This window comes from Pleomorphomonas sp. T1.2MG-36 (assembly GCF_950100655.1).
In the GTDB taxonomy this organism is placed as follows: Bacteria; Pseudomonadota; Alphaproteobacteria; order Rhizobiales; family Pleomorphomonadaceae; genus Pleomorphomonas.
Map to the genome: position 1 here is coordinate 679333 of NZ_CATNLY010000001.1, position 17802 is coordinate 697134.

Sequence of the window (17802 nt, forward strand, 5' to 3'; positions counted from 1 at the left end):
CATGAGATGAGCAGCCTTGAATCCACCTCCGCCGAAGCGCGGCTTCACCGCGAGATCGAGCGGCGGCGCACCTTCGCCATCATCTCCCACCCGGACGCCGGCAAGACGACGCTGACGGAAAAGCTGCTGCTGTTCGGCGGCGCCATCCAGATGGCCGGCCAGGTGCGCGCCCGCGGCGAGAACCGACGCACCCGCTCCGACTGGATGAAGATCGAGCGCGATCGCGGCATCTCGGTCGTCACCTCTGTCATGACCTTCGAGTATGGCGGTAACGTCTTCAACCTCTTGGATACGCCGGGCCACGAAGACTTTTCCGAAGACACCTACCGCACGCTGACCGCCGTCGACAGCGCCATCATGGTGATCGACGCGGCCAAGGGCATCGAGGATCGCACGCGCAAACTGTTCGAAGTTTGCCGCATGCGCGACATCCCCATCGTCACCTTCGTCAACAAGCTCGACCGTGAGGCACGCGACCCGTTCGAAACACTGGACGAGATCGAGAAGACCCTTGCCCTCGACACGGCGCCGATCACCTGGCCTGTCGGCTCGGGCAAGGACTTCATCGGCACCTACGACCTGAAGCGACGCCAGACCCGCCTGATGAACGAAAAGGGCGATGACCACCGCGACGAGATCGGCGACGACAAGCTCAACGAGCTTCTTGAGCAGCGCTATCTCACCGAGCTTCGCGAAGGAATCGATCTGGCCGCCGAGGGCACCAACGCCTTCGATCTTCAGTCCTTCCGTGAGGGGCACCTGACGCCGGTGTTCTGGGGATCGGCGCTGCGAAATTTCGGCATCAAGGACATTCTGGACGGCCTCGCCGCCTACGCCCCCTCCCCGCGCGACCAGGCAGCGTCGAGCCGCATCGTCAAGGCGGACGAGCCGAAAATGAGCGCCTTCGTCTTCAAGATCCAGGCAAACATGGATCCCAACCATCGCGACCGCATCGCCTTCGTCCGCCTGTGCTCGGGCAAGCTCAATCGCGGCATGAAGGTCAAGCACGTCCGGACGCAGAAGACGATCGGGCTCACCGCACCGCAGTTCTTCTTCGCCCAGGACCGCCAGATCGCCGATGAGGCGTGGGCGGGCGACGTCGTCGGCATCCCCAACCATGGCACTCTCAGGATCGGCGACACGCTGACCGAGGGCGAGAACCTTGCGTTTGTCGGTGTGCCAAGCTTCGCGCCGGAAATCCTGCGTCGCGTTCGCCTTGAAGACGCGATGAAGGCCAAGAAGCTGAGGCATGCACTGCAAGAGCTCGCCGAGGAAGGCGTCGTGCAGGTGTTCCGCCCCGTCGACGGTTCACCGGCGCTGGTCGGCTTCGTCGGCGCCCTGCAGCTCGACGTGCTTCAGGGGCGCCTTGAGCAGGAGTATGGGCTCGAAGTCGGCTTTGAAGTGAGCCAGTACAACATGGCCCGCTGGCTGGCCGGCGAACGTCAGGATGTGCTCGACTTCCAGAACGGCAATCGTTCGGGCATGGCCGAGGATGTCGATGGCGATCCGGTGCTGCTCGCCACCTCCGGCTACGCCTTCAACTACATCAAAGAGAAGTGGCCGAAAATTACGTTCACTGACATCAAGGAAACGCAGGCGCGGGCGATTGAAGCGTGACGCTGCCGCTTGAACCAGGAAATGCAGAAGGCCGGGTATCAAGCCCGGCCTTTGCTCTTTTACGGTCCCTTGCCCGACGTCACTTGCCGAAGGCTGCGGCCATCAGCTCACGGGTATAGCTCTCGCGCGGCGCATCGAAGATCTGGTCGGTCGACCCTTCCTCGACGATCTTGCCGGCCTTCATCACGACGATGTAGTCCGACAGCGCCCTGACGACCGCGAGGTCGTGGCTGATGAACAGGTAGCTGAGGCCATGCTTGGCCTGCAGATCGCGCAGAAGCTCGACGATCTGCTTCTGCACCGAACGATCGAGCGCCGACGTCGGCTCGTCCAGCACCACCACCTGCGGCTTCAGGATGATCGCCCGCGCAATGGCGATGCGCTGGCGCTGACCGCCCGAGAACTCGTGCGGATAGCGATTGCGCGTCGCGGGATCGAGACCGACCTCCAGGAAGGCCTTGATGGCCCTGAGGTCGCGATCCGACTTGCTGAGCTGCGGCTCGTGAACCAGCAGTCCCTCGGTGACGATCTGGCCGGCGGTCATGCGCGGGCTGAGCGATCCGAACGGGTCCTGGAAGACCAACTGCATCTGCCGGCGGTGACGGCGCATCTCCTGGCGACTCGCCTCGGAAATGTCGTCCAAGCCGAAGCGGATGGCGCCCGTGCCGTGGTTGAGGCGCAAGAGCGCCCGCCCCAGCGTCGATTTGCCCGAGCCGCTTTCGCCGACGATGCCGATCGTCTGGCCTTCCTTGAGGCGGATGTCGACATGATCGACGGCGTGAATGTCGAGCTTCTTGCCGCCCATGAACCCGCCGCCCATGGAGAAGCGAACATCGACGTCCCTCCCCTCAAGCAGGATCGGCGCGTTGTCGGCCGGTGGCGCCTTGCGGCCGGTCGGCTCTGCAGCCAACAGCATCTTGGTGTAGGGATGCTGCGGGTTGGCGAAGATATCGGCCACCGTGCCGGTCTCCACCACCTCGCCGGTACGCATCACCGCCACTCGATCCGAGAAGCGGCGCACGATGGCAAGATCGTGGCTGATGAACACGATGGCAAGGCCGATCCGTTGCTTGAGCTCGGCGAGCAGTTCCAGGATCTGCGCCTGGATGGTCACGTCGAGCGCGGTTGTCGGCTCGTCGGCAATCAGCAGCTCCGGATCGTTGGCCAGCGCCATGGCGATCATCACGCGCTGGCGCTGGCCACCCGACATCTCGTAAGGGTAGCTGTCGACGCGTCGCTCCGGGTCGGGGATCTTGACGAGCTTCAAGAGCTCGATCGCCCTGATACGCGCGGCCTTGGCCGTCAGGCCACGGTGCTGCATCATCGGCTCGGCAAGCTGCTTGCCGATCTTGTAGAGCGGATCGAGCGAGGTCATCGGCTCCTGGAAGATCATGGTGATCTTGGCGCCGCGTATGCGGTTCAGCTTGCCGAGCGGCAGGCCGATCATCTCCTGGCCCTGGAACTTGGCCGAGCCCTCGGCGCGGCCGTTGCTGGCCAGGAGGCCCATGATTGCCATCATGGTCTGGCTCTTGCCAGAGCCGCTCTCACCGACGATGGCCAGCGTCTCGCCCTTGTTGACCTGGAGATCGATGCCCTTCACCGCGTGGACGTCACCGGTCGGCGTCGAAAAGCGGACATTGAGTCCACGAATATCGAGAAGCGAATCGGGCATGTCAGCGGTCCTTCGGATCAAGGGCGTCGCGCAGGCCGTCGCCGATGAAGTTGAGGGCGAACAACGTCACCACAAAGAAGATGGCCGGGTAGATCAGCAGCCACGGAACCGCCTGCATGCCTGTTGTTCCTTCGGCGATCAGCGACCCCCAGGAGGTCATCGGCTCCTGTACGCCGAGGCCCAAGAAGCTGAGGAAGCTCTCAAGCAGAATGACCTTCGGCACCAGCACGGTGACGAACACCACGACCGGCCCGATGGTGTTGGGAATGACGTGCCGGCGGATGATCTGCCAGTTGCTGAGGCCCATGGCATGCGCCGCCTCGACGAACTCCCGCCGCTTGAGAGACAGCGTCTGGCCGCGCACGATACGCGCCATGTCCAGCCACTCGATGGCGCCGATCGCTGCGAAGATCAGCACGAAGTGCCGGCCGAAGAACACCACGAGCATGATCACGAAGAACATGAACGGCAGCGAGTAGAGGATTTCGACGAAGCGCATCATCACGTTGTCGACGCGGCCGCCGATATATCCCGACACGGCACCGTAGGTCACGCCGATGATCAGCGACACGAAGGTGGCGAGCAGGCCGACGGTGATCGACACCTGTCCGCCCACCATGATGCGCGGCAGGAGATCGCGGCCGTTGCGGTCGGTACCGACCGGGAAATACTGCCCGTTGATCCTGCCCTTGACCTCGACGGTCTTGCCGTCATCGAGCGTGGAGACGATCTCGGCGCTGTCGAACTCGTCGGGCCGGTCGAGGTAACGCGTGGCGCGCGGATCGATCGGCTTGTCGGAGCTGATGCGCGCCGTGTAGCTCGTACCGTCGGCATCGAAGGCATCGAGCCGCAGACGAGCTCGTTCGACGGCCGTCTGCATCACCTGCTGCAGCGTATCCTCGAGCGGATAGGGATCGAGCGACGGCGGCACGGCCACGTAGGAGGGGAAAATCTGGTCGTACTTGTGCGGATACACCCAGGTGCCGCCAAAGCTGAACACCGCCACGACGATCAGCACGACGAGGCTGGCCATGGCCGCCTTGTTGCGCAGGAAACGATGCCGCGCCATGGCCCAGAGGCTGGTGCCGCGAACAGCGACCGTCGGCTCGTTGAGGGTTTGCGTCATCTCACTCATAACGGACCCTCGGATCGAGAACGGCATAGAGAATGTCGACGAGAAGATTGAACACCACGATGAACACCGAGATCAGCACCACGGTGCCCATCACCAGCGTGTAGTCGCGGTTGAGAGCGCCGAGGACGAAATAGCGGCCGACGCCAGGCAAGCCAAAAACGGTCTCGACCACCACCGAACCGGTCAAAACGGCGGCGGCAACAGGCCCGAGATAACTGACGGCGGGAACGAGGGCTGCACGCATGGCGTGGACGATCACCACCACCCGAGTCGGCAGGCCATAGGCGCGGGCGGTGCGGATATGATCGGCGCGCAACGTCTCGATCATCGAACCGCGCGTGATACGCGCAAAGACGGCAAGCTGCGGCAGCGCCAGTGAGATCACAGGCAGCAGGAGATTGGCCACGCCGCCGTCGCCCCAACCGCCAGCCGGCAGCCAGCGCAGCACCACGGCAAACACGAAGGACAGGATCGGCGCCAGCACGAAGTTCGGCACTGTGATGCCAAAGCTTGCGACTGTCATCACGGCATAGTCGACGACGGAATTCTGCCGAAGCGCAGCATAGGAACCGATGGTGATGCCGCCCAGCACGGCGACGAGCAGCGCCCAGGCGCCAAGCGTCAGCGAGTATGGCAGGCTGTTGGCGATCAACTGGGCAACCGTGAAGTCGCGATAGATGAAGCTCGGACCAAGATCGCCATGGAGAAGGTTCCACAGATAGTGGCCGTACTGAACCACCAGAGGCCGGTCCAGCAGAAAGGCGCGCTTCAAATTCTCAAGCGTCTGCGGCTCCAGCGGCCGTTCGAGATTGAACGGGCCACCCGGTGCAACGCGCATCAGGAAAAACGACAAGGTGACGACGATGAAGATGGTCGGAATTGCCGACATCAGCCGTCGCAGGACAAAACGTAACATGGACCCGTCCCCGTTGGATTGGTCACGGAAGGCGAGAAAGACACGCCGGCCTGGCGCCCGAAGACAAACTTCCGAACAAGCCGACGGGCGCCGCCTCCCCTTTACGGGAATGCGCCGCCCTTAGGAACGCCGCCCTTTTCCCGAATGGGAAAAGGGCGAACGCCTCGCATCATCTCACTTGAGCGACAGGAACTTGGTCAGGTGCTCGTTGACGCCGTTCATGGCGAAGCCCTGGACCTTGTTGGACACGAGCCAGGTGGAGGCATGCACCATCAGCGGTACGACGCCCTGCTCATCCATGGCGATCTGCTCGGCATCATGCAGCATCTGCAGGCGCTTGGCGGGATCGCGCTCCGAGTAAGAGCCCTTCATCAGGTCATCGAACTTGGCGTTCGTGTAATGGCCGTAGTTGAAGGTCTTGTTGGTGCTGATCATCAGGTTGAGGAAGTTCTCAGGATCGGCGTAGTCGGCCTGCCAGCCGCAACGCGCCGCGTCGAACGAGCCACCTTCCTGAAGATAAGCATAGTGCGACTTCACATCGAGGTTCTGGATGGTCACCTCGGCGCCCAGCGACTTCCACATATCGGCAACGGCGGTAGCCACCTTCTTGTGATTCTCGTTGGTATTGAACCGGATATCGACCTTGAGCGGCTTGCCGCCATCGCCGTAGCCGGCTTCCTTCAAGAGTTCCTTGGCCTTGTCTTCGCGGTCGAGCTGATCGAGTTCGGACCACTCGGGCTTGGCCGGCGTGTAGCCGACGATGCCGTCCGGCACGAAGGAATAGGCCGGCATCTGAGTGCCGGAGAAGATCTTCTCCGACAGGAAGTCGCGATCGACAGCCATCGAGAAGGCCTGACGGACGCGCACGTCGTCGAACGGCGGCTTACGCGTATCGAGCACGTAATAGTAGGAAGAAAGGTCCGGCGCAGCCAGAACCTGATCCTTGCCGAGCTTGCCTTCGAGGAACTTCTTCTGGTCGGCCTGGAAATTATAGACAACATCCAGCTCGCCGGCTTCGAACATGCGCTCGGTCGTCGCCTGATCTTCCGACGGGTTGTAGATGACCTTGTCGATCTTGACGTTGGTCGCATCCCAATACTGGGCATTCTTGACCGTGGTAATGTGATCGTTCGGGACGTTCTCGGTCAGGCAGAAGGCGCCGTTACAGACGATATTGCCCGGCTTGATCCACTCGCCGCCGAACTTCTCGATGGCCCAGCTCGGGACCGGCAGCGCGGCATAGTGAGCCAGCAGCTCGATGAAATAAGGGGTCGGACGCTCGAGGGTGATTTCCAGCGTCTTGTCGTCGATAGCCTTCACGCCCAGCGTGTCGATTGCGGCCTTGCCGCCGTTGACCGCTTCGGCGTTCTTGATCGGATAGAGAATGTTGGCGTATTCGGCCGCTTCCTTCGGATCCTCCATCCGGCGGTAGGCGAACACGAAATCATTGGCGGTAACCGGCTTTCCGTCCGACCAGTTGGCGTCGGCGCGCAGCTTGAACGTATAGACCGTTCCGTCGTCCGACAGCGTCCAGCTCTCGGCAACGCCCGGGATCACCTTGCCATGCGGATCATAAATGGTGAGCCCCTCGAACATGTCGCGGACAATGAAGCCTTCGACGTCGATCGAAATATGCGCCTGATCGAGCGTCTGCGGCTCGCCGCCGTTGCCGCGGCGAATGACCACTTCGGCGAGCGACGGCGTCGCCAGCACGGCGAGCATCGAACCGGCGATCAACGTCGCCGACAATGCGCGAAATACACGGGGGGTGTTCATCTCTCGAGCCTCCTGCCTATAGTTGCGGCCACCGCACGCTTGACCGCCGGTCGCCGAAAGGGCTTTGTTTTCGTTGGTTTGCTTGCCAGTGATCCAAAGGCGCCTTTGTTGCCCGGCAACGCCGGTCGTTTCCTTGTCCTCAGCCAGCCTTCAGCCGCCGGGCCGATGCTGGGCGATCCAGTGCCATGCGATGTCGATCCGGCGTGGAACCCAGACCTTATCATGCGACAGCACGTAGTCCAGAAAGCGCTGAAGCGCGGCCATACGGGCCGGCCGGCCGACGAGGCGGCAGTGCAGGCCGACGTTCAGCATTTTCGGGCTGCCGTTCTGCCCCTCCTCGTAGAGCACGTCGAACGCGTCCTTGAGGTAGGTGTAAAACTGATCGCCCGAGTTGAAGCCTTGATTTGTCGCAAACCGCATATCGTTGGTATCGAGCGTATACGGAATGATGAGGTGCGGTCCGTTCGGCCCTTCGATCCAGTAGGGCAGATCGTCGGCATAGGAGTCCGATGAGTAGAGGAAGCCCCCCTCTTCCATGGCGAGCTCGGTCGAGTGGATCGAGGCACGGCCGGTGTACCAGCCGAGAGGGCGCGATCCCGTGACCTCCTCGTGGATCCGGATCGCCTCGAGCATGTGCTCGCGCTCGGCTTCCTTGGTATAGTCCTTGTAGTCGATCCACTTGAGGCCGTGGCTGGCGATCTCCCAGTCGGCCTCCTTCATGGCGGCCACCACCTCCGGAACGCGGGCCAGCGCCGTGGCGACGCCATAGACCGTCACGGGCACGGCGCGCGAGGTGAACAGGCGATGCAGCCGCCAGAAGCCGGCGCGCGAGCCATACTCGTAGATCGACTCCATGTTGGCATGCCGCTGGCCGGGCCAGGGCTGGGCGCCGACGATCTCCGACAGGAACGCCTCGGAAGCCGCGTCGCCGTGAAGAATGCAGTTCTCGCCGCCTTCCTCGTAGTTGACGACGAACTGCACGGCGATGCGGGCGCCGTCGGGCCAGGCCGCGTCGGGAGGGGTGCGGCCGTAACCGACCATGTCGCGGGGATAGGTCTTGTCGATCATGTCGCATCACCTCGTCTGGTTGCCGGCCGGCCGGCGGCAGGCGCCGGAAAAGCGGATCGGCGGCAAGACCGGTTCAGGGCGTGGTCTCGTCGTCGGGAAAGGGACCGCCGACGTCCAGCGTCAGCTCGTCTTCCTTGGTGCCGTGAGTGCGCGCCAGCCGATTCCAGGCGCGCCAGCCGAATGGGATGTAGGCGAGATAGAGAATGGTCAGGATGCTCAGCACGTGGAACGGATAGCTGACCAGCAGCATGGCCAGGATGACCACGCCGATCAGGATCGGCACGACCCACTCCCGCTGGATTCCACCGTATTTCTTGCCCGAGAAGGTCGGCACGCGGCTGACCATCAGGGCTGCGATCAGCACCACGTAGGCAACCACCGCCGGTGCCGCCGCCTGAGGCACGTCGATACCGACGCGGTCGACGTAAACCGGCAGGAGAACCGCGAGCGCGCCAGCCGGAATGGGCACGCCGGTGAAGAAGTTGGCCTGCCAGGTTGGCTTGTCCTCGCCCAGCATGGTGTTGAAGCGGGCAAGACGCAGGGCGCCGGCGATGGCGAACAGCACCACGGCCACCCAACCGAAGGAGTTGATGTCGTGGAAGTTCCAGACGAAGAGCAACAGGGGCGGCGCCACGCCGAAGCTCAGGAAGTCGCTGAGGGAATCGAGCTCCGCCCCGAACTTCGAGGTGACGTGCAGGTAGCGGGCGAGCCGGCCGTCCAGACCGTCCAGCACGGCGGCGATCAGGATGGCATAGACGGCCATCTCGAAACGGCCTTCGAAGCTCATGCGGATCGAGGTCAGGCCGGCACACAGCGACAGCAGCGTCACGAGGTTGGGGATCACGCTGCGGATCGGGATGCGACGCAGCCGCCTCGGCCGCTCGACGGCTTCCGGCTCAGGATCGAATGGCGGGAAAAGTCCGGGCATCTTCGTCCGCCTCAGGACACGCGCACGAACGGCGTCTTGGTCGCGCCGTCGATGTCGGCGAGTACCGTCTCGCCGGCGATCGCCCTCGCCCCCTCGGACACCAGCGCCGTGGCCGTCGCCGGCAGGTAGACATCGACACGCGAGCCGAAGCGGATGAGGCCGAAACGGTCGCCGACGGTCAGGCTTTCACCCTCGCGGGTGAAGGACAGGATGCGGCGGGCGATGAGGCCGGCGATCTGCACCACGCCGACAACGCGTCCATCCGGCCGCTCGATGACCAGCCCGTTGCGCTCGTTGTCCTCGCTGGCCTTGTCGAGCTCGGCATTGAGGAACTTGCCCGCCTTGTAGGCGATCCGCACCACACGCCCCGTAACCGGTGCGCGGTTCACGTGCACGTCGAACACGTTCATGAACACGCAGATGCGCAACAGCGGCTCGGGACCGAGGCCAAGCTCGCGCGGCGGCACGGCAAGCCCCACGGCGGAAATGCGCCCATCGGCCGGCGAGATGACCAGCGAATTCGAAACAGGCGTCACCCGCACGGGATCGCGGAAGAACAGCGCGCACCAGATGGTGAGCGCGAGCCCGATCCAGAACAGCGGCTCGAACAGCCAGCCGAGCAGCACGGTGCCCGCCAGGAAAACCAGGATGAACTTGTGCCCTTCCGGGTGGATCGGCGGCACGGCGTTCTGGATCGACTTGAGCACCGACATGATATTCAGCCCGTAGAATTGCGGGGAAACCCGCTGAGAGAAACGGACTTTTCGCACGAAAGGGCGACACATGCAAAGCCGGTTGCCACTGCACGCCGGTTGTTCACACCGCTTTCAATAAAAAGATGGCCGACGGAACCGCCGCTCCGTCGGCCATATGGACAGAATTGGAAGACGGACGCTTTCCGTCGATCAGCGCCGGATCAGGCGGGCAGCGGATCGGTGCCGATCGGCTTTCCGCCCTCCGTGCGCAGGAGGTAAAGCGACGCTCCAATGATCATCAGCGCCCCGATCCAGAGGTAGCCATCGGGCGCATAGGCGAACACCAGCCAACCGGCCAGCGTGTTGAGCGGCAGGCGCACGTTGTCGAAGGTCTGGAGGTAGGAGGCGTCGGCGCGCGCATAGGCGAGCGTCAGGAGATACTGCGCCGCGGCCGTCAGCGCGGCGAGCGCCAAGATCACCCAGAGCACCGTGCCTCCCGGCAGCGCGAAGGCGGCTCCGACATCGAAACCGGACGAGGTGAGCAGGAAGGCGGCGTTGATCGGCGTGAGCAGGGCCAGAAGGTAGACCGTGACCGATGCCGGCCGCTCGACCGCGGCGAGTTGCTTGGTCATGACAGACGACCCCGCCCACATCGCCGCCGCACCGAGCGGCAACAGGCTGTAGACCGAGAAGTTGTCCGACCAGGGCGCCAGGATCAGCATGCCGCCGACAAAGCCGACGATGGTGGCAAGCGCCCGATGCGGACCGATGCGCTCGCCGAGAATGAGCCGGGCGGCCACGATGACGATGAACGGCGAGGTCATGTCGATGGCCACCACCTGGGCGATCGGCACGCCGGCGGCCAGTGCGCCGACGAAGAACTGCACGCCGAGGGTCGCAAAGACGACGCGGACGATGTGGGCGACGGGATGGGCGGTACGGAAGGCTCCGGCGCCCAGCTTCAGCAGCGTGGGCACGAAGAAGATCAGCGACAAGCCGTACTGCCAGAAGGCGAGTGCCTGCGATGAGAAGTGATAGGTGCCGGTCACCCACTGGGTGAGCACATTGATGGCGGCGAAGATGACGCCGGCCGATACCATGTAGGTCGCTCCCAGCACGGGAAACGAACCGGTCTTGTTCGGGCTCTGATTCAAGGTACGGGTCCTTGCGAAAAGGAACGACGCGGAATCAGGGCGATCGGGACATGGAGACAATCGGTCGCGATCGGCGGAAGCCGGCCGCGAGCGGGATTTTCAGCACACCCTTCTCTTTCATCCGGACTGTACCGTCGGCTCCGGAATCACACCGGATCTGCTGACCTCCCGCCGTGAGGCTGGAGCGCTCGCGGGCTAGACGGCTTGCACCGCCATTACCGCCGGTGGGGAATTTCGCCCCGCCCCGAGAATGGTGCCGACGCGGGGAACCGCGCCGACAGGATGGATATTAATGCAGGAAGCCCCCGAAATCAAAGGCGACACATCGTTTCCACGTGCATGACAGTCATGTTCGCCGACATGTGAACGCCGCCCCCTCGACCCGTGGTCCCGTATCGGCCATAAACCGGGCACATACGAGAAAACCATGCTTATTCCACTCATCGTCGCCTGCGCGCTCTTCATGGAAAACCTGGACAGCTCGGTGGTTTCCACCTCGCTGCCGCAGATCGCCATCGATCTGGGAGTCGACCCGATCTCCCTGAAGCTGGCCTTCACCAGCTATCTCATATCCGTCGCCGTCTTCCTGCCGATCTCGGGCTGGATGGCCGACCGCTTCGGCGCCCGCACGATCTTTCGCCTGGCCATCCTGGTGTTCGTGACGGGGTCGGTCTTCTGCGGCCTGTCCTCGTCGCTCGAGGGGTTCGTCGCCGCCCGCGTCGTGCAGGGCGCTGGCGGTGCCATGATGGTCCCCGTCGGCCGGCTGGTGATGCTGCGCTCGGTGAAAAAATCGGACTATCTGCGCGCCATGAGCTGGCTGACGGTTCCCGCGATGATCGGACCGGTGCTCGGACCGCCGCTCGGCGGCTTCATCACCACCTATTTCGAATGGCGCTGGATCTTCTGGATCAACGTGCCGATCAGCGTCGTCGGCCTCATCCTGGTCAGCATCTTCATCAAGAACTACAAGGAAGAGAACCTGCCTCCGCTCGACACGCGCGGCTTCGTGCTGTCCGGCATCGGCCTTGCCGGCTTCGTGTTCGGCATTGCCGCGAGCGGCATCGGCGTGCTGCCGTCATGGATCGACATCGTCCTCATCATCGTCGGCGCCGCCTCGCTCTATGCCTACGCCCGCCACGCTCTGCGCACGCCCGAGCCCCTGATGGATCTCTCCCTCTTCCGGCTGCCCACGTTCCGCGTGTCGGTGCTCGGCGGCCTGCTGTTCCGCATCGGCGTCGGCGCCATTCCCTTCCTGCTGCCCCTGCTCCTGCAGCTCGGCTTCGGCATGTCGCCCTTCGAAAGCGGCATGCTCACCTTCGCCACCGCCGCTGGCGCCGTGCTGATGAAGTTCACGGCGCCACGCATCGTGCGCGCCTGGGGCTTCCGAATGGTGCTGATGGTCAACACGCTGTTCACCACCGCCTTCCTGCTCGCCATCCTCTCCTTCACCAAGGAGACTTCGCATGCCGCCATCTTCGCGGTGTTGCTGATCGGCGGCTTCTTCCGCTCCCTGCAGTTCACCGCGCTCAACGGCCTGGCCTTCGCCGAGATCGACAACCGGCGGATGAGCCACGCCACGTCGATTTCATCGGTCGGTCAGCAGATCTCGGCGGCGCTCGGCGTCGCGGTCGGCGCCGCCGCTCTCGAAATCACCCGGTCGATGCGCGGCGACATGGCCGTCCTGCCCGGCGACTTCATACCGGCCTTCCTCGCGCTGGCGGTCATCGGCCTTCTCTGCATCCCCATCTATGCCCGCATGTCGCCGAACGCCGGCTCGGAAGTCTCTGGCCATCGCGCCGAAGCCGCCGGGGAGCCGTCAGTTTAGCCGAGTCGTCGGATCGATATGGGCACCCGTCCAACGAGCTCCCACCCAGGGACGCCACCATCGATAGCGCGGATCGATGGTCTCCGGCACCGGATCGAATCCCGACGAGCCCCATGGGTTGCAGCGGAGGATGCGGGCGAGCCCCATCCAGCCGCCCGCCCACAGGCCGAAGCGGCCAATGGCCTCGTCGGTGTAGCTTGAGCAGGAGGGAAGGTGGCGGCACTGCTGCCCCATGAACGGTGACAGAGCCACCTGGTAGACGCGGATCAGCGCGCGGCCGACAAGCCGGCCCGGCGTCACCCTGCGAGGAGCCAAACCGGGATCAGTGCCGCGCGCTTCGTCCGCATGCCGCTTTCCGCATCCGCACATGGTCAGCCCCTCAACCGGCGGCGCGCGTCGCGGCGATATCGTCGAGGCAGGCGACCACGGCCTCGAACACCAACATGGTCGAGGCATGCCGCGCCTTGAAATCGCGAACGGGCTCCAAAGCGCTCAACTCGGCAAAACGGCCGGCCGGCGGTAGAGCGCCGTCCTTCAGCATGGCGAACATCTCGTCGCGCGCCTGTCTGAGCTCGGCCGTCGTTGCGCCGACGACATTTTTCGCCATCACCGCCGCCGCCGCCTGACCGAGCGCGCAGGCCTTCACCTCGTGGGCATAGTCGGCGACAACGTCGCCATCCATGCGGATGTCGACCGTGATCTTCGATCCGCACAAGCGGGAATGGCGCGTCGCGGTGGCCTCCGGCGCGGCGAGCCGACCGACACGGCCGATATTGCCGGCCAGATCGAGAATGCGCGCATTGTAGATCTCGTCGAGCATGCTGACACCTTCGGCCGGCCGGGCGGGCTTATTGTCGCTTGGAACGCCTGCCACTTTGAACTCCAGTCCGTGGCGCGTATATAGGCCTGAGACGGCCCCGCCGCCAAGCGCGGTTGGCATATCGGACTGTCGAGGGCGCCGCCACGGGCGGCGGACCTCAGGAAGGATCAAGCATGGACGATGCCATCTTCACCGCAGGCGCTCGCAAGATCCGCCGTCCCAGTCGCGAGGAAGCCGAGGCCGCCGTGCGGACGCTGATAGCCTTCGCGGGCGAGGACCCCGAGCGTGAAGGGCTGCGCGATACGCCGAAGCGCGTCGTGAAGGCCTATGGCGAACTGTTTTCCGGCTACGGCCAGACCGACGAGGAAGTGCTGGATCGCATCTTCACCGAGGTTGCCGGCTACGAGGAGCTGATCCTCGTGCGCGACATTCCCTTCTATTCGCATTGCGAGCACCACATGGTGCCGTTCATCGGCAAGGCGCACATCGCCTACTATCCCACCACCGGCGTCGTCGGCCTGTCCAAGCTCGCCCGTATCGTCGAGATGTATGCCCGCCGCCTGCAGACGCAGGAAACGATGACCGCCCAGGTTAGCAACGCTATCGAAAAAGTCCTCAAGCCGCGCGGCGCGGCCGTGCTGATCGAGGCCGAACATCTCTGCATGACCATGCGTGGCGTGCAGAAGCCCGGCGCCTCGACGGTAACCGCCCGTTTCACCGGCTGCTTCAAGACCGATCCCACCGAACAGGCCCGCTTCATGATGATGGTGCGCGCCGAAGGCAAGTGACGATATGACCTCCGAGACGAGACTGTTCCCCTCCCCCGGCGCCAAGGCGTCGCTTGAGGCCGGCGACGTGCTGACCCCGCGCTTCGGCGCGGACGGCACCATCGCCTGCGTCACCGTCGACGCCGACAGCGGCCAGGTGCTGATGGTTGCCTACATGAACGCCGAAAGCCTCGCCCTGACCATCGAAACCGGCGAGGGCTGGTACTGGAGCCGATCGCGCGGCGAGCTCTGGCACAAGGGCGCCACATCCGGAAACGTACAAAGGGTGGTGGAGCTTTTGACGGACTGCGACCAGGACGCGCTGGTCCTGCGCGTGCGTGTGGACGGCGCCGGCGCCACCTGTCACACAGGTCAGGTGTCCTGCTTCTACCGGCGCGCGCCGCTCGGCCAGAAGGCGGCGGACGGACCGGTGCGGCTTGAACAGGTGGGCGGCGAGCGCCGCTTCGACCCGGCTGAGGTCTACGGTCACAAGCACTGACCAGCGTCACCTGCCGGCCGCGTTTTCCCGTGGTTGACGCCGAGCTCGGCCGCCATCAATGATCTTGCTCTCATCGCTCAAGCATTATGATGGCATGATCCGCCGGCTCCTCGCCCTCTTCGCGCTGCTTACGCTGGCCTTGATGTCGGCGGCGGTCGCGCATGAGCACGGCATGGGGCAGCGCCACATGATGGCGCCCGTCGAGGCGGCGGCGGGTCACCCCACCGTTACGCTCGCGACGACGGACACACCCCAGCTTGTCTTGGGCCGACCGCCGCTCCGCAAGCCGTCCGCCTGTTCGGAAACCGGCGAAGCTCGTCACAGTCACGGCAAACTGTCCGGCTGCACCTGCCCCGCGGCCTGCGCCGGCCTGTTCGGCCTCGCCGTCGCTGCGCCACCCGTTGCGGCCGAAACGTCGGCCGGCATGCCCGCTGATGTGCGTCGCCTGTCGGCAACCTCGGCTCCGCCGCCAACGCCACCGCCCCGCGCCTGATCGTCCGCGCCTCAATCTCTTTTCTTGAACTTCGCCGCAGCCGCCGGCCGATGCGCCGCGCCTGCCGCACGGAGACAGACGATCATGCCCATGACCCACTACATGGAACTTCTGGCCACCAACCAGCCCTGGAACCTCATCATCTTCATGGCCGTACCGGTGATTCTCGCCGAGACCATCGCCATCGCCGAACTCTATCTGCTCTATACGCGCCGCCTTGACGGCGCCGTGCGGCAGCTGAGCCGGATCGCCGGCTCGATCGCCGGCATCTATTTCCTCGGCGTCTTCCTCTATCTGGTCTTCACCGCGGTGGTGCCGCTGACATCGGGAGGCGCCTGGCGCGGCCCGGCCGACATCATCGCCGTGGGCTTCTATCTCACCGGCGTCATCCCGCTCGGCGGCATCGCGCTGATCGACCTCGGCCTTCTTTGGAAGGATCGCAGCCCGGAGGCACGGCTCGGCCTGCACGCCGGCTTCGTGGCACTGTTCCTGATCGTCGCCCATGTAGCCATGATCTTCGGCATGCTCGACCCGACCATTCTGACCGGTACCGATCCGATGGCGGCAATGCCCGGCATGGTTCACTGACGGTCGGTCGTCGGTGGCGGGCGATCACGCCCGCCGCCGGCTCCCGCACCCGCGTTTGAGGTGACGTCTCAGACAGTCAGATTGTGGCTTTCCTCGCCAAAGCTGAACCGGATGCCGGCTTCCTCGGCGCGTGCCCAGGCGACCACGCCATCCAGCACCATCTTCTGCGAGGGAATGCGCACGATCACCGAAGCCCCCGGCTCAAACAGCATCCCGACGGTGCGAACGCGGCAGCCGCTATGGCTGATATTCTCGACGACGCAGGCAACATCGCGCGGGTCGGAGTGAACGAGAGCCGGCCAATGACAGTTTAGTCGCTCGGCCCGCCGCTGTTCGCCGACCCTGACGTTGGGGTTGCGTAGACGGGCGATGAGTTCCGCCATGTCCCGCTTCGACAACTTCTGGCTTCTGTGCACGTCCGCATACCCGCATAAAGCAACAATTTTAAATAGTGCCTTTCCCCTTAATGACAGGTTTCGCTGTCCGAACGCTCCGACCCAGCCCCCTCGGAGATCGAGGGATTTGCGTCGACGGGCAACTGGGGGCTATCCTCGGGACAAACCCTTATCGAGCCGCGACCTCACCTCTCCATGTCCCATTCGCTTTCGCTGCGTACCGTCGACACACTCGCAGCCGTCGACAAGTCCGCGTGGGATGGCCTTGCCAATCCCGGCTGGGAGACCGGACCGCACGGTTCCATTCGCTGGATCGGCGCCGGCTCGCCGTCTTCCTACAACCCTTTCGCCAGCCACGATTTCCTGCTCGCTTGCGAGGAATCGGGATGCGCCACCGCCGAAACCGGCTGGCTGCCCAGCCACCTGCTGCTCGAGGACGAGACCGGCCGCCTGATTGGCGCCGCACCTGCCTATCTCAAGGGGCATTCCTACGGCGAGTATGTATTCGACCACGGCTGGGCGGACGCCTGGGAACGCGCCGGCGGACGGTATTATCCCAAACTCCAGTCATCCGTCCCCTTCACGCCGGTGAGCGGCCCTCGCCTTTTCGCCATCGACGAAGCAACGCGGCAGGCGCTCGCGCGCGGCTTGAAGCTGGTCGCCGATCGATACGAGCTGTCGTCGGCGCATGTCACCTTCGTCGACGACAAAGGCGCGGCCGCGCTCGCTGCCGAGGGCTGGCTCGAACGGGTGGACCAGCAGTTCCATTTTCGCAACGACGGCTATGCAAGCTATGACGACTTCCTGAACCGGCTGGCCTCCCGCAAGCGCAAGGCGCTGAAACGCGAGCGTCGGGAGGCGCTTCAGGACGGCATCACCATCGAATGGGTGACCGGCGGCGATCTGACCGAGACCCACTGGGACGCCTTCTTCGAGTTTTACACGGACACCGGAAGCCGCAAGTGGGGCACGCCCTATCTCAACCGCCGCTTCTTCTCTCTCTTGTCCGAGAAGATGGCCGACCGCGTCCTGCTCGTCATGGCGCGGCGGGCCGGACGCTACATCGCCGGTGCGCTCAATCTCATAGGATCCGACCGCCTCTATGGCCGCAACTGGGGCGCCATCGAGGACCATCCTTTCCTGCATTTCGAGGTTTGCTACCACCAGGCCATCGATTACGCCATCGAGCACCGCCTGGCGGTGGTGGAGGCCGGCGCCCAGGGCGAACACAAGCTATCGCGCGGCTACCTGCCCGAGACGACCCGCTCGGCCCATTACATCGCCGACGCCGGCTTCCGCCGGGCGGTGGCCGACTTCCTCGTTCGCGAAAGGCGCGCCGTTCTCAACGCCGAAACGGAACTGGAAAGCCTCGGCCCCTTCCGGCGCGGTCCGCTGCAGGAACAGGATTGACCGACCGGGCGCGAGAGACCACTTTGCGCTCCGACAGATCCTAT

At 64.3% G+C, this 17802-nt stretch carries 18 protein-coding genes and 1 riboswitch; of the genes, 7 read left to right on the top strand and 11 right to left on the bottom strand.

The window, feature by feature from the left end; all coding sequences use genetic code 11:
* Positions 1-6 precede the first annotated feature (6 nt).
* Positions 7-1617, top strand: coding sequence for a peptide chain release factor 3 (locus QQZ18_RS03220; RefSeq protein ID WP_284537845.1), 1611 nt, complete (start codon positions 7-9; stop codon positions 1615-1617).
* A gap of 79 nt (positions 1618-1696) precedes the next feature.
* Here QQZ18_RS03220 and QQZ18_RS03225 read toward each other — a convergent pair whose 3' ends face one another.
* The 8 genes from QQZ18_RS03225 to QQZ18_RS03260 all read right to left on the bottom strand — a co-directional run bounded on the left by QQZ18_RS03225 (position 1697) and on the right by QQZ18_RS03260 (position 10961).
* Positions 1697-3289: an ABC transporter ATP-binding protein gene (locus tag QQZ18_RS03225; RefSeq protein WP_284537847.1), complete on the bottom strand. Its 1593-nt coding sequence runs from the start codon at positions 3287-3289 to the stop codon at positions 1697-1699.
* Between the two features lies 1 nt (position 3290).
* Positions 3291-4415 (bottom strand): ABC transporter permease subunit, encoded by a 1125-nt coding sequence (locus QQZ18_RS03230; RefSeq protein ID WP_446728605.1) that lies wholly within the window; start codon positions 4413-4415, stop codon positions 3291-3293.
* A 1-nt stretch (position 4416) separates the two neighbouring features.
* Positions 4417-5340 (bottom strand): oligopeptide ABC transporter permease OppB, encoded by a 924-nt coding sequence (oppB, locus tag QQZ18_RS03235; protein ID WP_284537850.1) that lies wholly within the window; start codon positions 5338-5340, stop codon positions 4417-4419.
* 174 nt (positions 5341-5514) lie between these two features.
* Positions 5515-7116 carry a peptide ABC transporter substrate-binding protein gene (locus tag QQZ18_RS03240; RefSeq protein WP_284537852.1) on the bottom strand — a complete coding sequence of 534 codons (1602 nt, stop codon included), beginning with the start codon at positions 7114-7116 and terminating at the stop codon, positions 5515-5517.
* Positions 7117-7266: 150 nt separating this feature from the next.
* Complete coding sequence (gene puuE / locus QQZ18_RS03245; RefSeq protein ID WP_284537855.1) at positions 7267-8184, bottom strand: allantoinase PuuE; 918 nt, start codon at positions 8182-8184, stop codon at positions 7267-7269.
* Between the two features lie 73 nt (positions 8185-8257).
* Positions 8258-9112: a CDP-diacylglycerol--serine O-phosphatidyltransferase gene (pssA, locus tag QQZ18_RS03250; protein WP_284537857.1), complete on the bottom strand. Its 855-nt coding sequence runs from the start codon at positions 9110-9112 to the stop codon at positions 8258-8260.
* Positions 9113-9123: 11 nt separating this feature from the next.
* The gene (locus tag QQZ18_RS03255) at positions 9124-9825 is read right to left on the bottom strand and encodes a phosphatidylserine decarboxylase (RefSeq protein WP_284537859.1); all 702 of its coding nucleotides are present in this window, start codon (positions 9823-9825) and stop codon (positions 9124-9126) included.
* A 203-nt stretch (positions 9826-10028) separates the two neighbouring features.
* Positions 10029-10961 (bottom strand): DMT family transporter, encoded by a 933-nt coding sequence (locus tag QQZ18_RS03260; RefSeq protein WP_284537861.1) that lies wholly within the window; start codon positions 10959-10961, stop codon positions 10029-10031.
* A 105-nt stretch (positions 10962-11066) separates the two neighbouring features.
* A riboswitch (FMN riboswitch) is annotated at positions 11067-11217 on the bottom strand.
* Between the two features lie 171 nt (positions 11218-11388).
* Between QQZ18_RS03260 and QQZ18_RS03265 the strand changes: the two genes are divergently transcribed.
* Positions 11389-12786: a DHA2 family efflux MFS transporter permease subunit gene (locus QQZ18_RS03265; protein ID WP_284537863.1), complete on the top strand. Its 1398-nt coding sequence runs from the start codon at positions 11389-11391 to the stop codon at positions 12784-12786.
* Here the strand turns inward: QQZ18_RS03265 and yidD are convergent.
* Positions 12778-13155 (bottom strand): membrane protein insertion efficiency factor YidD, encoded by a 378-nt coding sequence (gene yidD / locus QQZ18_RS03270; protein ID WP_284537864.1) that lies wholly within the window; start codon positions 13153-13155, stop codon positions 12778-12780. The genes QQZ18_RS03265 and yidD overlap by 9 nt on opposite strands.
* Positions 13156-13165: 10 nt before the next feature.
* Entirely contained in the window at positions 13166-13606 is a 441-nt protein-coding gene (locus QQZ18_RS03275) for an iron-sulfur cluster assembly scaffold protein (protein WP_284538822.1), read from the bottom strand.
* A gap of 173 nt (positions 13607-13779) precedes the next feature.
* Here QQZ18_RS03275 and folE point away from each other — a divergent pair, with 173 nt between their 5' ends.
* From folE to QQZ18_RS03295, 4 genes are all read left to right on the top strand, one after another.
* On the top strand, positions 13780-14394 hold the full coding sequence (gene folE / locus QQZ18_RS03280) for a GTP cyclohydrolase I FolE (RefSeq protein ID WP_284537865.1): 615 nt from the start codon (positions 13780-13782) through the stop codon (positions 14392-14394).
* A gap of 4 nt (positions 14395-14398) precedes the next feature.
* Positions 14399-14872 carry a phosphoribosyl-AMP cyclohydrolase gene (gene hisI, locus QQZ18_RS03285; protein WP_284537866.1) on the top strand — a complete coding sequence of 158 codons (474 nt, stop codon included), beginning with the start codon at positions 14399-14401 and terminating at the stop codon, positions 14870-14872.
* A gap of 58 nt (positions 14873-14930) precedes the next feature.
* Positions 14931-15365: a hypothetical protein gene (locus tag QQZ18_RS03290; RefSeq protein ID WP_284537867.1), complete on the top strand. Its 435-nt coding sequence runs from the start codon at positions 14931-14933 to the stop codon at positions 15363-15365.
* 84 nt (positions 15366-15449) lie between these two features.
* A complete protein-coding gene (locus QQZ18_RS03295) occupies positions 15450-15953 on the top strand; it encodes a DUF6803 family protein (RefSeq protein ID WP_284537868.1) in 504 nt (167 codons plus the stop codon).
* A 68-nt stretch (positions 15954-16021) separates the two neighbouring features.
* Here QQZ18_RS03295 and QQZ18_RS03300 read toward each other — a convergent pair whose 3' ends face one another.
* Positions 16022-16336 carry a PilZ domain-containing protein gene (locus tag QQZ18_RS03300; RefSeq protein ID WP_284537869.1) on the bottom strand — a complete coding sequence of 105 codons (315 nt, stop codon included), beginning with the start codon at positions 16334-16336 and terminating at the stop codon, positions 16022-16024.
* 207 nt (positions 16337-16543) lie between these two features.
* On the opposite strand from QQZ18_RS03300, the gene QQZ18_RS03305 reads away from it, so the two are divergent.
* Positions 16544-17758 carry a GNAT family N-acetyltransferase gene (locus QQZ18_RS03305; RefSeq protein WP_284537870.1) on the top strand — a complete coding sequence of 405 codons (1215 nt, stop codon included), beginning with the start codon at positions 16544-16546 and terminating at the stop codon, positions 17756-17758.
* The last annotated feature ends 44 nt before the right edge of the window (positions 17759-17802 follow it).

Coding starts and splice junctions, on each gene's coding strand:
- QQZ18_RS03265 (WP_284537863.1), top strand. CDS start 11,389: ATGCTTATTCCACTCATCGTCGCCTGCGCGCTCTTCATGGAAAACCTG.
- yidD (WP_284537864.1), bottom strand. CDS start 13,155: ATGTGCGGATGCGGAAAGCGGCATGCGGACGAAGCGCGCGGCACTGAT.
- QQZ18_RS03295 (WP_284537868.1), top strand. CDS start 15,450: ATGCCCATGACCCACTACATGGAACTTCTGGCCACCAACCAGCCCTGG.
- QQZ18_RS03230 (WP_446728605.1), bottom strand. CDS start 4,415: ATGACGCAAACCCTCAACGAGCCGACGGTCGCTGTTCGCGGCACCAGC.
- QQZ18_RS03290 (WP_284537867.1), top strand. CDS start 14,931: ATGATCTTGCTCTCATCGCTCAAGCATTATGATGGCATGATCCGCCGG.
- QQZ18_RS03300 (WP_284537869.1), bottom strand. CDS start 16,336: ATGGCGGAACTCATCGCCCGTCTACGCAACCCCAACGTCAGGGTCGGC.
- QQZ18_RS03305 (WP_284537870.1), top strand. CDS start 16,544: ATGTCCCATTCGCTTTCGCTGCGTACCGTCGACACACTCGCAGCCGTC.
- QQZ18_RS03275 (WP_284538822.1), bottom strand. CDS start 13,606: ATGCTCGACGAGATCTACAATGCGCGCATTCTCGATCTGGCCGGCAAT.
- QQZ18_RS03220 (WP_284537845.1), top strand. CDS start 7: ATGAGCAGCCTTGAATCCACCTCCGCCGAAGCGCGGCTTCACCGCGAG.
- hisI (WP_284537866.1), top strand. CDS start 14,399: ATGACCTCCGAGACGAGACTGTTCCCCTCCCCCGGCGCCAAGGCGTCG.
- puuE (WP_284537855.1), bottom strand. CDS start 8,184: ATGATCGACAAGACCTATCCCCGCGACATGGTCGGTTACGGCCGCACC.
- folE (WP_284537865.1), top strand. CDS start 13,780: ATGGACGATGCCATCTTCACCGCAGGCGCTCGCAAGATCCGCCGTCCC.
- QQZ18_RS03240 (WP_284537852.1), bottom strand. CDS start 7,116: ATGAACACCCCCCGTGTATTTCGCGCATTGTCGGCGACGTTGATCGCC.
- QQZ18_RS03255 (WP_284537859.1), bottom strand. CDS start 9,825: ATGTCGGTGCTCAAGTCGATCCAGAACGCCGTGCCGCCGATCCACCCG.
- QQZ18_RS03225 (WP_284537847.1), bottom strand. CDS start 3,289: ATGCCCGATTCGCTTCTCGATATTCGTGGACTCAATGTCCGCTTTTCG.
- oppB (WP_284537850.1), bottom strand. CDS start 5,340: ATGTTACGTTTTGTCCTGCGACGGCTGATGTCGGCAATTCCGACCATC.
- pssA (WP_284537857.1), bottom strand. CDS start 9,112: ATGCCCGGACTTTTCCCGCCATTCGATCCTGAGCCGGAAGCCGTCGAG.